12 protein-coding genes are annotated in these 14,996 nt (G+C 67.9%); 8 read left to right on the top strand and 4 right to left on the bottom strand.

Annotated features, from left to right (window positions below):
* Nucleotides 1-38: 38 nt before the first annotated feature.
* From C1M51_RS04570 to C1M51_RS04555, 4 genes are all read right to left on the bottom strand, one after another.
* On the bottom strand, nt 39-2,414 hold the full coding sequence (locus C1M51_RS04570; RefSeq protein ID WP_129448435.1) for an RND family transporter: 2,376 nt from the start codon (nt 2,412-2,414) through the stop codon (nt 39-41).
* Between the two features lie 26 nt (nt 2,415-2,440).
* A complete protein-coding gene (locus tag C1M51_RS04565) occupies nt 2,441-3,451 on the bottom strand; it encodes a YCF48-related protein (protein ID WP_129448434.1) in 1,011 nt (336 codons plus the stop codon).
* Between the two features lie 137 nt (nt 3,452-3,588).
* Entirely contained in the window at nt 3,589-5,157 is a 1,569-nt protein-coding gene (locus tag C1M51_RS04560) for a GMC family oxidoreductase (RefSeq protein WP_129448433.1), read from the bottom strand.
* 45 nt (nt 5,158-5,202) lie between these two features.
* On the bottom strand, nt 5,203-5,829 hold the full coding sequence (locus C1M51_RS04555; RefSeq protein WP_207207798.1) for a twin-arginine translocation signal domain-containing protein: 627 nt from the start codon (nt 5,827-5,829) through the stop codon (nt 5,203-5,205).
* A 380-nt stretch (nt 5,830-6,209) separates the two neighbouring features.
* Between C1M51_RS04555 and C1M51_RS04550 the strand changes: the two genes are divergently transcribed.
* From C1M51_RS04550 to C1M51_RS04515, 8 genes are all read left to right on the top strand, one after another.
* Nucleotides 6,210-7,223, top strand: a complete 1,014-nt coding sequence (locus C1M51_RS04550) for a GTP-binding protein (protein ID WP_129448432.1) — start codon at nt 6,210-6,212, stop codon at nt 7,221-7,223.
* 31 nt (nt 7,224-7,254) lie between these two features.
* Nucleotides 7,255-8,379: a WD40 repeat domain-containing protein gene (locus C1M51_RS04545; protein WP_242499969.1), complete on the top strand. Its 1,125-nt coding sequence runs from the start codon at nt 7,255-7,257 to the stop codon at nt 8,377-8,379.
* The gene (locus tag C1M51_RS04540) at nt 8,376-8,576 is read left to right on the top strand and encodes a hypothetical protein (protein WP_041929536.1); all 201 of its coding nucleotides are present in this window, start codon (nt 8,376-8,378) and stop codon (nt 8,574-8,576) included. Before C1M51_RS04545 ends, C1M51_RS04540 begins: the two co-directional genes overlap by 4 nt.
* 311 nt (nt 8,577-8,887) lie before the next feature.
* Nucleotides 8,888-10,555 (top strand): aromatic/alkene/methane monooxygenase hydroxylase/oxygenase subunit alpha, encoded by a 1,668-nt coding sequence (locus tag C1M51_RS04535; RefSeq protein WP_011828550.1) that lies wholly within the window; start codon nt 8,888-8,890, stop codon nt 10,553-10,555.
* A gap of 65 nt (nt 10,556-10,620) precedes the next feature.
* On the top strand, nt 10,621-11,682 hold the full coding sequence (locus C1M51_RS04530) for an NADH:ubiquinone reductase (Na(+)-transporting) subunit F (protein WP_011828551.1): 1,062 nt from the start codon (nt 10,621-10,623) through the stop codon (nt 11,680-11,682).
* Nucleotides 11,683-11,695: 13 nt separating this feature from the next.
* The gene (locus C1M51_RS04525) at nt 11,696-12,793 is read left to right on the top strand and encodes an aromatic/alkene monooxygenase hydroxylase subunit beta (protein ID WP_129448431.1); all 1,098 of its coding nucleotides are present in this window, start codon (nt 11,696-11,698) and stop codon (nt 12,791-12,793) included.
* Between the two features lie 33 nt (nt 12,794-12,826).
* Nucleotides 12,827-13,186 carry an MmoB/DmpM family protein gene (locus C1M51_RS04520; RefSeq protein ID WP_011828553.1) on the top strand — a complete coding sequence of 120 codons (360 nt, stop codon included), beginning with the start codon at nt 12,827-12,829 and terminating at the stop codon, nt 13,184-13,186.
* Nucleotides 13,187-13,270: 84 nt separating this feature from the next.
* The gene (locus tag C1M51_RS04515; protein WP_129448430.1) at nt 13,271-14,908 is read left to right on the top strand and encodes a molecular chaperone GroEL; all 1,638 of its coding nucleotides are present in this window, start codon (nt 13,271-13,273) and stop codon (nt 14,906-14,908) included.
* Nucleotides 14,909-14,996 lie beyond the last annotated feature (88 nt).

Genomic DNA, 14,996 nt, shown 5'->3' with positions numbered 1-14,996 from the left:
CGTCGCCGAAGCGGCGCCGTCGCGAGTGGCTGGCGCCCTCACACAACCACTGCGGAACTGGCGCGCTCGATCGGACGCTGCTTGCTGCCCACGATGAAGGCGGGGCGGAACACGTAGACGATCGCCGGCATGATGAAGAGCGCGCTGAAGGCCGAGATGAACAGCCAGAGCGCGATCAGCAGGCCCATGTCGGCCTGCAGCCGCAGCGACGAGAAGCTCCACAGCCCGACGCTGGTGATCAGCGTGAGCGCGGTGATCAGCACCCCGCGGCCGGCGCTGCTGAGCGCCTTGATGATGGCGGCCTCCACATCGTCCGAGTGGTGCAGTTCCTCGCGGATCCCGTCGACGATGTAGAAGGTGTAGTCCACCCCCAGGCCGATGCCGAGTGCCACCACCGGCAGCGTGTTGATGTTCATGCCGATGCCGTGCCAGGCCATGTAGCTGAACGTGATGGTGTTGGACAGCATCACCGGGATCATGAAGAACACCCCGGCCACGGTGGAGCGGTAGGTCACCGTGCAGCACACCACCAGCACCAGCAGTGCCAGCGCGATGGCCTCGATTTGGCCGGCGAGGATGACCTCGTTCACCGCCGCCAGCACGCCCACCAGGCCGCCGGCCAGCAGGTAGTCCGCCTTCTCCATCGCGTTCTGCGCCACGTAGTCCTGCACGCGGGCGATCGCGGTGCGGATGGTCTCGCCCTGGTGGTCGCGGAAGAACAGGGTCACGGCGCCGTTCTTCGCGTCGGCGTCGGCGTAGCGGTCCATGTCGCCGGGGTCGGAGCCCGAGACGAACATGTAGGTCAGCTCGCCGTTCTCGTTGGCGTCGTTGCCGAGTTCGGCGTACATCGGGTTGCCTTCGCGCAGCACGCGGCGCACCTGGGGCAGCACGTCGGCCAGCGAGATGCTGCCGCCGACCTCCGGCTGGGCCTCCATGTAGCGCTGGAAGTCGCTCATGCTCTTGAGCACCTCCGGCTCGCGCAGTGCGCCCTTCTCCTTGCCGGCGACCACCACGAACATGCGGTCGGAGCCCTGGAACTGCCGGTTGATGTCGGTGGCGTCTCGGTTGTAGGAGGAGTCCGGCCACAGGATCGGCGAACCCGGGTTCGCGTCGCCGACCTTCAGGTTGAAGGCGTACCAGCCCGACACGAAGAACACCACCAGCGCGGTGCCCAGCACGCCGTAGCGCCAGCGCGTGGTCACGATCTTGGCGCACAGGCGCAGCACCGCATCGAGCAGCGGGCGGATGTTCAGCGGATGCACGTAGCTCTGCTTCGGCTTGAAGTAGGACAGCATCACCGGCGTCAGCAGCAGCGCGCTGACCAGGATCGAGAAGATCCACACCGTGCCGATGTAGGAGATCTTCTCCAGCATCGGGATCGGCGTGAGTGCCACCACCAGCACGCAGCCGGCGTCGGCCACGATCGCCAGCATGCTGGGCTTGAAGAGGTTCTTCACGCTGGCCAGGGCCGCGGCGGCCGAGCTGGTGGCGCCGCCGGCGATCTCGTCGTCGTAGCGCGAGATCAGCTGCACCGAGTTCGAGATCGCCTGCGCGGTGATCAGGAAGGCCACCACGATCACCAGCGGGTCGAGGTGGAAGCCCATCAGCTTGGCCGCGCCCAGCGCCCAGATCGCGCTCACCACGCCGGCCAGCAGCGGCAGCAGCGTGCCGTGCCAGGTGCGCGTGATCAGCATCAGGATCAGCACCAGCGAGGCGATCGCGGCGAAGAAGATCTGCAGCGTCTCGTCGAGGTAGAAGTTGACCCAGCCGTACAGCACCGGTTCACCCACCACCCGCACCTTCACGCCGTCGCCCTCGGCCGCCTTGACCAGGCCCATGATCTGGTCGAAGGCCTTGCTGTAGTTGATCTCGCCGTCGAGGAAGTCGGCCGTGATCAGCGTGGCCTTGAGGTCCATCGAGACGTAGGGGCCGTAGATCAGCGGGTTGTTGAGCACCGCCTCCTTCAGCACCGCCATCTCGCCCGGCGTCTGCGGCAGGTTGGGCCACATGATCGGGCGCGACTCCACGCCCTCGGTCGAGGCCCGCACCTCCTTGATCTTCTTGGAGGCGATCGAGACGATCTGGTAGGTGTCGACGCTGTCGACCTGCTGCAGGCCGACCGTCAGCTTCTGCACCTTCTCCAGCACCTTCGGGTCGAAGATGTCACCGTGGTCCGTCTCGACCATGATGCTGACCATGTTCGAGCCGCCGAAGGTCGACTTGAACTTCTGGTTCACCGCCACATAGGGGTGGTTCTTCGGCAGCAGGTCGCTGAAGATCGTCTTCACCTCGACGTGGGTGGCCAGGTAGCCCATCACCGCCGTCAGCAGCGCCACCGTCAGCACCACCCAGCGTCGGTGGTGGATCAGGCGCTCGAACGCCTTCTCGATTCTTCCGAACGTTTCATTCTTCACAGCCGTCTCCTCGTTTTGTGTTCGTGTCAGCGACCGGCGACGGTCAGCTGGTCGCCTTCGAGCACGGCGAGGTTGGCGCCGGCCAGGTAGTAGCGCGGGCCGGACTTCGCGATCTGGGTGCGCCACGAGACGTCACCGTCCGAGATGCGGCGGGCCTTCCAGGTCTGCGCCGTGGCATCGGAGCTCACCATGACCCCCTTGTCGCCGACCGCGGTCCAGCGGTTCTCGTCCCAGATGACGTCGAGCAGGTGCTCGCGCGTCGGGCGTTCGACGTCGTTCCAGGTGAGCCCGCCGTCGTTGGTGACGACCAGCGTGCCCGCGAGGCCCACGGCCACGCCGTGCTGCGCGTCGCGGAAGCTCACCGCCATCAGGCTGACCTTGTTCTTGGTCTCGATGTCGGTCCAGTTGGCGCCGCCGTCGGTGCTGCGCATCACCGCGCCGAACTCACCGACCAGCCAGCCGGTCTGGCCGATGAAGCTCACTGCGTTCCAGGCGCGGTCCTTCTCGGGCAGCGCACGCGTCCAGGTCTGGCCCTTGTCGTCGGAGCGCAGCAGCGCGCCGAATTCGCCGACCGCCCAGGCCACGCCGTCGAAGATGCGTACGCGGAACAGCTTGTTCGGGTTGCCCGAGCTCGGCAGCGTGGCCACCGTCCAGAGATTGCCGCCGTTGCTGGTGACGAGGATCACGCCGTTGTTGCCCACCGCCACCGCGTGCATGGCGTCCCACGCGGCGATGCCCTGCAGGTTCTCCAGCGTCGCGGTCGACTGTCGCTGCCAGGTCTTGCCGCCATCGACCGTGTGGACGATCTTGCCGCCGCTGCCCGCGGCCCAGGCCACCTGGTCGTTCGGCGCGGCGATGCTGAAGAAGTTGTCGCGGCGTTCGACCGCCTTCGGCTCGACCTTCTTGATCACCGCCTCGGCCTTCACGAAGAAGCCGGCGTAGAGCAGGCCACCGATGATGGCGATCGGCAGGGCCGAGGTGAGCAGGTTGACCGCGCCGCGCGCGCCACCTCCGAATTTCTCAAACTGGGCAAGCATGGTTCTGTCTCCTTGGAGCGCCGTGGCGCGTCGTGCGCGTCAGGCGCCGTTCTTGGGAGGTCCGGGGGTCGGGCCTGGACCGCTCGGGAGGGCGGCACGCCGGCTCCTCCCGGCGTGCCTCCCCGCGCAACCGGGGCTCAGATCGCCCGGGCGCTCATCTGCTGGGCGATGTACTCGGCCTGCCGGATCGCGAGCGTCACGATCGTCAGCGTCGGGTTCTCCGCGCCGCCGGTGGTGAACTGGCTGCCGTCCGAGATGAACAGGTTCGCGATGTCGTGCGTCTGCCCGTACGAATTGCAGACGCTGCTCTTGCTCGAGGCGCCCATGCGGCAGGTGCCGAGGTTGTGCGTCGACGGGTACGGCGGCGTGCGGAAGGACTTGCGGGCGCCGGCCGCCTCGTAGACGCGCTGGCCCTGGGTGAAGGCGTGCTCGCGCAGCTTCAGGTCGTTCTCGTGGTCGTCGAAGTGCACGTTGGGGATCGCGCTGCCCCACTTGTCCTTCAGCGTCTTGTGCAGCGTGACGCGGTTGGTCTCGCGCGGCATGTCCTCGCCGACGATCCACATGCCGGCCAGCTGCGTGTAGTTCTCCAGGTACTCGGAGAAGTCGGCGCCCCAGCCGCCCGGGTTCAGGAAGGCGGCCATGAAGGGCAGGCCCAGCGCCAGCGTCTCCATCTCGTAGCCGCCGACGAAGCCGCGTTTCGTATTGAGGTGCGCTTCGTCGCGCACGATGCCGGCCATCGTGGTGCCGCGGTACATGTGGACGGGGTTCTCGAACATCCCGTACACCGAGCCGGTCACGTGGCGCATGTAGTTGCGCCCCACCTGGCCCGAGCTGTTCGCCAGGCCGTCCTTGAACATCTTCGAGGCCGACAGCAGCAGCAGGCGCGGCGTCTCGATCGAGTTGCCGGCCACCGCCACGATGCGGGCCTTCTGGCGCTGTTCCTTGCCGTCCTTGTCGAAGTAGACGACACCGGTCACCTTGCCCTTGGCGTCGTGCTCGATGCGCGTGACATGGCTCTCGGGGCGCAGCTCGAAGTTGCCGGTGGCCTCGGCCTTGGGCAGCTCGGTGTAGAGCGTGCTCCACTTCGCGCCGCTCTTGCAGCCCTGGAAGCAGAAGCCCAGCTGCAGGCAGCGCGCGCGGTCGTCGCGCGGCTGGCTGTTGATCGCCATGTTGCCGGTGTGCACTTCCTTGTAGCCGAGCTTGGTGGCCCCGCTGTACATCACCTTGAAGTTGTTGTTGCCGGGCAGGCCGGGGATGCCGTGGGTGCGGGTCACGCCCATCTTGTCCTCGGCGCGCGTGTAGTAGGGCGCGAGCTCGGCCAGCGTCAGCGGCCAGTCCTGCAGGTTCGCGCCGGCCACGTTGCCGTAGACGGTGCGGGTCTTGAACTCGTGCTCCTGGAAGCGCAGCGACGCGCCGGCCCAGTGGGTGGTGGTGCCGCCCACGGTCTTGCAGATCCAGGCCGGCAGGTTGGGGAAGTCCTTGGCGACGCGCCAGCTGCCCGAGGTGGTGCGCTTGTCGAGCCAGGCGAGCTGGCCGAAGGACTTCCACTCGTCGTTGATGAAGCTGGCGTTGGACTGCACGGCACCGGCCTCGAGCACGACGACCTTGATGCCCTTCTGGCAGAGCTCGTTGGCGAGCGTGCCGCCGCCGGCGCCGGAGCCGATGATGACGACCACCGCGTCGTCGTTGAAATCGAATGTCTTCATGGAAATGGCCTCGCGTTAGCTGGGATGTCGGGGCGATGGACGGGCTCAGCCCATGTAGGGCGGCGGGCTCGCCTCGGTGGGCGGTGCGGGCAACCAGGTGAGGTCCTGGAAGCCGCGCGTGATGTAGCCGCCCTTCTCCCAGGCCGAGCCGGGGTAGCCGAGTGCGGCGAAGGCCATGTCGTTGTCGTACAGCGAGGTGACGCACTGGCCGCGCACCGTGGCGAAGAACGGCGTCTTCTCGATCGAGCGCACGATCTCGAGCTGCTTCTCCGGCGTGGCCTTCTCGAAGCGGCCGCCGGCGAGTCGATCGAGGTTCGCGACGCCGTCCTTCAGCAGCTTGGCGACCTTCGGGTCGGCGCTCGCCTTGGCGTCGAGGTCCTTGACGAGCAAGGCGTAGACGGCGTCGTCGAGCTTCTTGTGCGGGTACAGCACGCGGCCCAGCGTCAGCAGCGTGCGGCCTTCCGCGTCGCCGAGCTTGTTCATGGCCACGGCCCACACGGGCGATGGGGCCAGGGTCGCGAGCAGGGTGCCGGTCGCGAGCGTGCCCATCAGCACGCCGGAGCCCTTCAGCAGCTCGCGCCGCGACAGCGGCAGATCGAGCTTCGGGACGCGTCCGTCTTCTTCGGTGCAGTTCCCGGTCGGCACGATCAGCGAAATAGCGATGGTCTTCATGGATGTGTCTCCTTCGTCGTTTCGTGCGAATCGCCGCACGACGCGAGACGAGTTTTCCAGCGCCATTCCTCGAGCAGGTGGTGGTCCGTTAATTACTAGGGAAAGCACCTTCGATCGGCCCGCGGAAGGTGACCTGACCGAGTGTCCGAAAACGCGACAGATGGGCGCGCCGATGCCTAGGTGAAAACCGCGGGGGGCGCCGTGAATCCTGAAATCGATCAAGCACTTATCTCGCGTTCGCCGGGGCACGCCGCGGATGGCATAGCGATTGCGCATTGGGGGCGACCCTCGGACCGCATCGCGGGCGATCGGGGATGGACACGAAGACCGTGGCAGGCGGGTGCGCAGCCCCGAACCGCGGCAGACCAAAGGACCGCAGCATGAATTCGAGAATTCCAGTCACCGTGATCACCGGCTTCCTCGGTGCCGGCAAGACGACCCTGCTCAATCGCATCCTGCAGGGCGCGGCCGGCAAGCGCTACGCCGTCATCGTCAACGAGTTCGGCGAACTCGGCATCGACGGCTCGCTGGTCGTCGGCGCCGAGGAGGAGGTGCACGAGCTGAACAACGGCTGCGTCTGCTGCCGGGTGCGCGGCGACCTCATCCGCGTCATGAGCGGCCTCATCCGCCGGCCGGGGCGCTTCGACGGCATCGTCATCGAGACCAGCGGCCTGGCCGACCCGGCGCCTGTCATCCAGACGCTGCACTTCGACGACTTCCTGCGCCAGCACACCCAGCCGGACAGCGTGATCTGCGTGGCCGATGCGCGCCACCTCGCGAGGCAACTGCAGGCCGCACCGGAGGCCGGCGCGCAACTGGCGCAGGCCGACCTGGTGTTGCTGAACAAGTGCGATCTCGCGAAGGCCGACGAGCTGGCCGTCTCCGAGATCGCCGTGGAGCGCGTGAACCCGACCGCCGAGGTGGTCCGCTGCGAGCGAGGCGACATCGAGCTCGACCGCCTGATCGGCCGCGGGGCCTTCGACCTCTCTCGCCTGCGGGTGCCGCCGCTGCAGATCCAGCGCGGCCGCATCGGCCGCGTGCCGCATGCCTACGTCGAGGTCGAGGAGGGCCGGCACGGCGACGGCCTGCGCTGCGTGTCGCTGAGCATCGAGCAGGCGTTCGACCCGAGCCTGTTCGTCGGCTGGCTGCTGCGCTTCGTTCGCGAGAACGGCGAGCACCTGCTGCGCGGCAAGGGCATCGTCTCGCTGCGCGGCAGCGAGAAGCGCTTCGTCTTCCAGACCGTGCACATGACGGTCGACAGCGGCATGGACCGCGCCTGGAAGGCCGGCGAGCCGAGGGGGTCGCGGCTGGTGTTCATCGGTCGAGACCTGAGCGCGATCGCACTGCGCGAGCAGTTGGAGGCGTGCCTTGCGCAAGTCGAGGTGACGCCGTGATGCCGTCGACACCGCGCCGGAGGAGCCTGCCATGAACCCGCCTCTGCTCGACGTGCTGGGCACGCAATGGGACATGAAGGCCCCGGTCGTCTCGATCTCCTGGAGTCACGACGGCCGCACCGCGGCCTGCGCGATGGGGGACGGCCGCGTGGCGTTCGCCGATGTGCGCTGGCCCCAGGGCCCGCGCCTCGAAGCGCGTCGGGGCGGCGGTGCGAGCCTGGTGCCGGCCGATGCGCCGGCGGTGGCGCCGACCGTCGTGACCGCACATGCGGGAAGCTGCCACGCGCTCGCCTCCGATGGCGACGGCAGCTTCGTGACCGGCGGCGACGATGGCCGCGTGATGCGCGTGCGGCCGGGTGCCGAACCCGAGGAGCTGGCGCGCATGCAGGGCCTGTGGATCGATGCCGTGGCCTGCGGGCGATCGGGCGACGTGGTCTATGCCGGCGGCAAGCGCGTGGCGCGCCTGCGCCATGGCGGGACCGACGAGATCGAGCTGCCGGCGTCGGCCACGGCGATCGCCTTCTGTCCCGACGGGCGCACGCTCGGCGTTGCGCATTCCGGTGGCGTGACGCTGTGGCACGAGGCCGCGCTGCCGCGACGCCTGGCGTGGCCGGGCTACCACCGCGCGATCGCATGGAGCCCGGACGGACGCTACGTGGTCACCGGCATGCAGGAGAACGCGCTGCACGGCTGGCGCGTGCAGGACGGCGGCGATATGGAGATGGCCGGCTACCCGGGCCAGCCGCTGTCGCTGGCGTTCACGCCCGATGGGACGCAACTGGCCACCAGCGGTGCGCTGCGGCCGGTGTGCTGGGATTTCGCGCGGCCCGGCGCCTCGCAGGCGCCGCGCGAGTGCGGCATCCAGAGCAAGGCGCCGGTCACCAGCGTCGCCTGTCACCCGCGCTACCCCGTGATCGCCGCGGGCTACCACAGCGGGGCCGTCACGCTGTGCCAGCCCGGCAGCGACAGCTTCCTGCTGCTCAAGGGCGCAGGCGGCGGCGCGCCCTCGGCGCTGGCCTGGTCGCCCGACGGCGAGCGACTGGCGTTCGGCACGCAGGACGGGTGGCTGGGCTGGATCGAACTGCCCGACCCCGTGTTCAGCCACCACCGGTCCGCGGCGGCGCGGCCGACATCAGAGAAGGAGAGATCGACATGAACGACCAAGAGACGCAATCGAAGGACAACTACTTCCAGCAGATCGCCGAGATCGCGAACGAGATGAGCACGGCCCACGGCCGCGACTTCGCCATCGGCACGCTGGTGCTCGCCGCCCGCTTCGTCGCCCAGCACGCGGCGCCCGACGGCAGCGACAAGGCGGCCGATGCGCCGGCCGGTGTGGTGGCCGCCGCCTGAGGGTGCCCCGTGCGCAACGCCATCCCGTTTCGCGAGCTCGGGCGTCGCACGACCCTGATGGCGGCGCGTCTCACGCTCGGACGCACGGCGGTCGTCCCTGACCCAGAACGAAACGGCCGCGCGATCGTGATGCGCGCTCCGTTCGTGGCTTCTCCCGGGAAGAAGGGCAACTCGCTAGGGATTGCGAGCAGTGGCACAGCGATCGCTATGGAGAGGAGGGGCCCTGGCCCAAGGACAGGTCGGCGGCACGACCGCGCGGCCTCGACGCACAGCAAACCGGTCCGAACGGATCAGCAGTAAAGGAGACCTTCATGTCAGCAGGTTTGACGCTCAACAAGATCACGTCCCAGAAAGGGATCAGCGTGGCCGAGGCGGCTCGGCGCATCGCCGACCTCGGATGGCAGCCCAGCTATGTCCAGGAAGCGATGACCTTCCCGACCGATTACAAGATCGGCAAGGCCCCGCGCGACCCGATGAAGCAGGTGCTGCGCTCCTACTTCCCGATGCAGGAGGAGAAGGACAACCGCGTGTACGGCGCGCTCGACGCGGCGCTGCGCGGCGACATGTTCCGCAACACCAAGCCGCGCTGGGTCGAATGGATGAAGCTGTTCCTGGCGATCATCCCCTTCCCCGAGATCTCGGCAGCGCGCTCGATGTCCATGCTCGGCCGCCTCGCCCCGGGCGAGGAACTGCGCACCGGCTTCACGATGCAGATGGTCGACGAGTTCCGCCATTCCACGATTCAGATGAACCTGAAGAAGTGGTACATGGAGAACTACATCGACCCGGCCGGTTTCGACATCACCGAGGCCGCGTTCGGCAAGTGCTACGCCACCACCATCGGCCGCCAGTTCGCCGAAGGCTTCCTGACCGGTGACGCGCTGACGGCCGCGAACATCTACCTGCAGGTCGTCGCCGAGACCGGCTTCACCAACACGCTGTTCGTCGCGATGCCGTCGGAAGCCGCCCGCAACGGCGACTACGCGCTGTCGTCGGTGTTCCTGTCGGTGCAGTCGGACGAGTCGCGCCACATCGGCAACGGCCACTCGCTGCTGATGTCGGTGGTCAACGACCCCGACAACCACCTGCTGCTCGAGCGCGACATCCGCTACGCGTTCTGGCAGAACCACGCCATCGTCGATGCCGCCATCGGCACGATCATCGAGTACGGCACCACCGACCGCAGCAAGAACAAGGAGTCCTACGCCGAGCTCTGGCACCGCTGGATCTACGAGGACTACTACCGCACCTACCTGCTCCCGCTCGAGAAGTACGGCGTCAAGATCCACCACGACGACGTCTCCGCCGCGTGGGACCGCCTGGTCAAGAAGAACTACGTGCACAAGGTCGCGCAGTTCTTCGCGGTCGGCTGGCCCGCCAACTTCTGGCGCATCGAAGCCCAGACCGAGAAGGACTTCGAGTGGTTCGAGCACAAGTACCCGGGCTGGTACGCGGAGTTCGGCGATTTCTGGAAGTGGTACGAGCGCAAGAGCGTGCCGGGCGAGACCAACATGCTGTTCGACCAGGAGAACGGCTACGTCTACCCGCACCGCTGCTGGAGCTGCATGGTGCCGGCGGTGATCCGTGAGGAGCTGGTGGTCGACGAGGTCGACGGCAAGCTCTACACCTACTGCTCCGAGCTGTGCCGCTGGACCCACAAGACGGCCTTCGCCGCCGAGTACGAGGGCCGCCCGACGCCGGCGATGGGCCGCTTCAGCGGTCGCCGCGAATGGGAAGAGTGCTACCACGGCTGGGACCTGGCCGACGCGATCAAGGACCTCGGCTTCGTCCGCTCGGACGGCAAGACGCTGGTCTCGCAGCCCCACCTGCGCTTCGACGACAAGCACATGTGGACGCTGGATCACGTGCGGGGCCACCAGCTCCAGAGCCCGCTCGTGCTGCTGCGCGAGATGACGCCCGAGGCGCGTGAGAAGCACATCGCCTCCTACCGCGCCGGCTTCAAGATCAAGCCGTTCTGACGCGGTTCTCAGGGGTCCCGGGCGGCGGTGCCGTCCGGGACGGACCAGATTATTCGGGGACAGACATGTCTGCAAAAACAGTCCACACCGTTCGTTTCGAGCCGGTCGGCGTCGAGATGGAGGTGGAAGAGGGGGAGTGGGTTCTGGATGCGGCGTTCCGGCAGGGTATCGCCTTGCCTCACGGTTGCCGTGAAGGCCGCTGCAGCAGCTGCAAGTGCGTGGTGCTGGACGGCGACGCCGAGGTCGAGGGCCATTCCACGTTCGCGCTGCCCGACCACGAGCGCGACGGCGGCCAGGTGCTGCTGTGCCGAACCTATGCCTACAGCGACCTCACGGTCGAACTGCTGAACTACGACGAGGACGCGATGCGTCGCTCGATCGCGATCAAGACCTTCGAAGGCGAGCTGGTGTCGGTGAGTTCGCTGACGCACGACATCCGCATGCTGGAGATCAAGGTCGAGCAGCCGATCCGGTTCTGGGCCGGCCAGTTCGTGGAGCTCAGCGTGCCGCATGCCGGTGTCACGCGCTCCTACTCGATGGCCAGCACGCAGAGCTCACCGGACACGGTGCGGTTCATCATCCGCAAGTACCCGGAGGGCGCATTCTCGTCGCTGCTCGACGGTGACCTGAAGCCGGGCACGCCGGTCACGCTGAAGGGCCCGTACGGCAGCTGCTTCCGCCGCGAGGAGCGCCCGGGTCCGATGGTGCTGGTGGGCGGCGGCTCCGGCATGTCGCCGCTGTGGTCGATCCTGCAGGACCACATCGAGAGCGGCGAACAGCGGCCGATCCGCTTCTACTACGGCGCCCGCACGCGCAAGGACCTGTTCTTCGTCGAGGAGTTCGCGGCCATCGCCGCCAAGCTCCCCGACTTCGAATTCATCCCCGTGCTGTCGCAGGCGACCGAGGAAGACGCCTGGCAGGGCGAGACCGGCTTCGTGCACGAGGCCGTCGAGCGCATCCAGCGCGCGCGTCCCCAGCCCGGCGAGGTCGATGCCTACACCTGCGGCCCGCCGCCGATGGTCGATGCCCTGCTGCCGGTCCTGCAGCGCCTCGGCGTCGCGCTGGACCGCACCTATGTCGACAAGTTCACCCAGGCCAGCGCCAGCGCACCCAACCACGTTCATTGATCAGGAGAGAGACATGAGCCAAGCCACCAACAACACGACGCCCGATACCCCGTCGACCGCGACGGGCGCCGCCGGTTCCGCGCGCTTCGCGGGCTGGGACAGCCGCAAGTACAACTACTTCACCCCCAAGGGCCGCAAGGCGACGCACTACGAGGACATGACCCTCGACGTGCAGCCCGACCCGAAGCGCTACCTGCTGCAGGACTGGATCATGTCCTTCGGCAACGGCGACACCACCTACACCGAGTCGTGGACTGCCGCGCGCTCGAGCGACTGGCACGTCTACCGCTCGGTCGACGAGGAGTGGGAGCGCACCCACTACCAGCGCCAGTCGACCATCGTCGGGATGATCTCGCAGGCGATCGAGAACGCACGCCGCTCGGGCGCCGCGCAGCGCTACGACAAGACCTGGGTCAAGGTCCTGGAGAAGCACCTCGGCGCCTACAAGCACGCCGAGTTCGGGCTCGGCACCTCGCTGATGCACGCCCAGCGCTACGGCTACACGCAGATGATCAACTCGACGATCCTGACTAATTCGTCGTACAAGCTGCGCTTCGCCCAGGACATCACGCTCTACCTCGGTGACATCGGCCTCGACATCGAGGGCTTCGACGCCGAGATCGGCAAGACGCAGTGGCTCGAAGATCCGATCTGGCAACCCACGCGCCAGCTGATCGAGGCCATCGGCGGCGCGACCGACTACCTCGAGAAGTACTTCGCGGTGAACATGGTGTTCGAGCCGCTGGTGGGCGAGCTGTTCCGCAGCGGCTTCTTCATGCAGGCCGCCGCCGCGCAGAACGACTTCCTGACGCCGACCGTGGTGTCCTCGGCCGAGGGCGACTACCAGCGCAACCTCGCCAACTCGGTCGAGCTGTTCCACATGCTCACCGCCGACGCCACCCACGGCGCGCACAACAAGGCCCTGTTCGCCGGCTGGATGGCGCGCTACGGCGACATGGCCGTGAGCGCCGCCAAGAACCTGCAGCCGATCTGGTCGCTGCCGCGCACCAAGGTCGCGCAGTTCGAGTCCGCCTATGCCGCCGCCGTCGAGCGTGTGAAGGCCATCTCGCAGCAGATCGGCGTGGCGCTGCCGGCCTCGCTGTCCGCCTGACGCCCCCGACCCCACTGAACCAAGGACAACACCATGTCAGCTACCACGAACAGCAGTTCGATCTTCAAGGCCTTCAAGGATCTGGCCTTCGAGGAAACCGTGTCCCACCAGTGCGGTGTGACGATGAACGACAGCGTCGAGGCGCGCGCGATTGCCGAGCTGATGGCCACCAAGCCCGGCATCCGCGTGACCTACATGCCCGCGATGATCCGCATCGACGGCGAGGGGCGCATCGAGTTCAAGATGGACGAGATCGCCGAGACGCTGGGCCGCGAGATGACGCCCCACCTGTTCGAGATCTCCACCTCGACCCACTACGGTCGGATGGTGATGGTCGACGAGAACACCGTGGTCCTGTTCGGGAACATGGAAGAAGCGATGCAGTACGAATAGTGCCCCCGCCTGCGATGGGCGCCGCGGCGTCCATCGCAGGGGCACTTGAACAGCCAGCCACACGAGAGACAGAGGAGACGAGCCATGCCCAACATCATGTTGCATGACGAAGAGGCACGCCTGGCGCTGGGCCGGGGTGTCGCGAAGCTGGCCAAGGCGGTCCGCGGGACGCTGGGCCCGCGCGGCATGAACGCCATCATCGATCGCCCGATCGGCACGCCGATCATCTCGCGCGACGGCGTCAGCATCGCCGCCGAGATCGAGCTCGAGGACCCGTTCGAGAACATCGGCGCCCAGGTGCTGCGCGAGGTGTCGAAGCAGACCAACGAGATCGCCGGCGACGGCACCACCACGGCCACGGTGCTGGCCGATGCGCTGGTGCAGGACGGTCTGGCCTGCCTGGCCAAGGGCGCGAATCCGGTGGAGCTGGTGGAAGGCCTGGAGCGCGGTGTGGCCGCGGCCATCGGGCTGCTGAAGTCGGCGGCGACACCGCTCGCGAACACCGAGGCCCTGCGCGCGGTGGCGGTGGTGGCGGCGAACGACGAGACCACCGGCCACCTGGTGGCCGAGGCCCTGGAACGCGTGGGCGCCGACGGCATCGTCGATGTCGAGTTCGGCACCACCGTCGAGACGGTGCTGGACGTGGTGGACGGCATGGCCTTCGACCGCGGCTACCTGTCGCACCACATGATCTCCGACGTCGAGAAGATGCAGGTGGTGCTGGAGCAGCCGCTGATCCTGATGACGGACCAGAAGCTCCAGACGCAGGAAGAGGTGTCCTTGCTGCTGGCGTTGGCCGCCGATGCCAAGCGACCCTTGCTCATCATCGCCGACGAGGTGGCTCCGGCGTGCATCGTCACGCTGCTGGCCTGGCGCGAGAAGTCCGGCATCCCGGTGGCGGCCGTCCATCCGCCCGAGTACGGCCACTGGCGCAAGGCCATGCTGGAGGACATCTCCATCCTGACCGGCGGCCGCGTGATCGCGCGCGACCTCGGCGGCAGCCTGGGCACGGTGGAACTGCGCGACCTGGGCCGCGCGCGCCAGGTGCGGATCTCGTCCAACCAGACGGTCATCAGCGCCGGCGGTGGCGATCCGGCACTGATCGCCGCGCGCCGCCAGCAGGTGGCACGCCAGCACGAGCTGGCGCCGCCGAACATCGACAAGGACAAGCTCAAGGAGCGGCTGTCCAAGCTGTCGGGCGGGACCGCGCTGCTGCAGGTGGGCGGTGCCACGCCGGTGGAGCAGAAGCGCCGCCTCCACCTGGTGGAGGACGCCATCCACGCGGCACGCGCGGCGGTCGCCGAAGGCGTGGTCCCGGGCGGCGGCCTGGCCCTGCTGCGGGTGTCGAGCGGGCTGGATGCCGAGGTGGCGCGCAGCGAGGGGGCGGTGCGCGAAGGCGTTCGCCTGTTGCAGCGCGCGCTGCAGCAGCCGCTGCGCCACATCGCCGCCAACGCCGGCCTCGACGGCCCGGCGGCGGTGCGCAAGGCGCTGGACTCGGCGCCGGGGGTCGGGCTCGACGCACGCGACGGCCGCTTCGTCGACCTGGCGGCGGTCGGGATCATCGACCCGGTGAAGGTGAGCTACAGCGCCGTGCGCAATGCCGTCTCGGTGGCGGCGCTGATCCTCACCACGCAGACGCTCATCGCCAAGAAGCCGGAGGACATGGATCCCACCGCGGGCCCGGCGCTGGGCGGGGGTGCGGAGCGGCTGGGGCGGCAATGACGGGTCGCCGGCGCACCCGGCTGATCTGCGGACTGGCGATCACGGGCGCAGGCCTCGTGATCGCCATCACCGGCCTCGTCAGGCACTG

It is taken from the genome of Methylibium sp. Pch-M (genome assembly GCF_004136295.1).
GTDB lineage: Bacteria > Pseudomonadota > Gammaproteobacteria > Burkholderiales > Burkholderiaceae_C > Methylibium > Methylibium petroleiphilum.
This window is presented reverse-complemented; position numbering and strand designations above follow the sequence as displayed.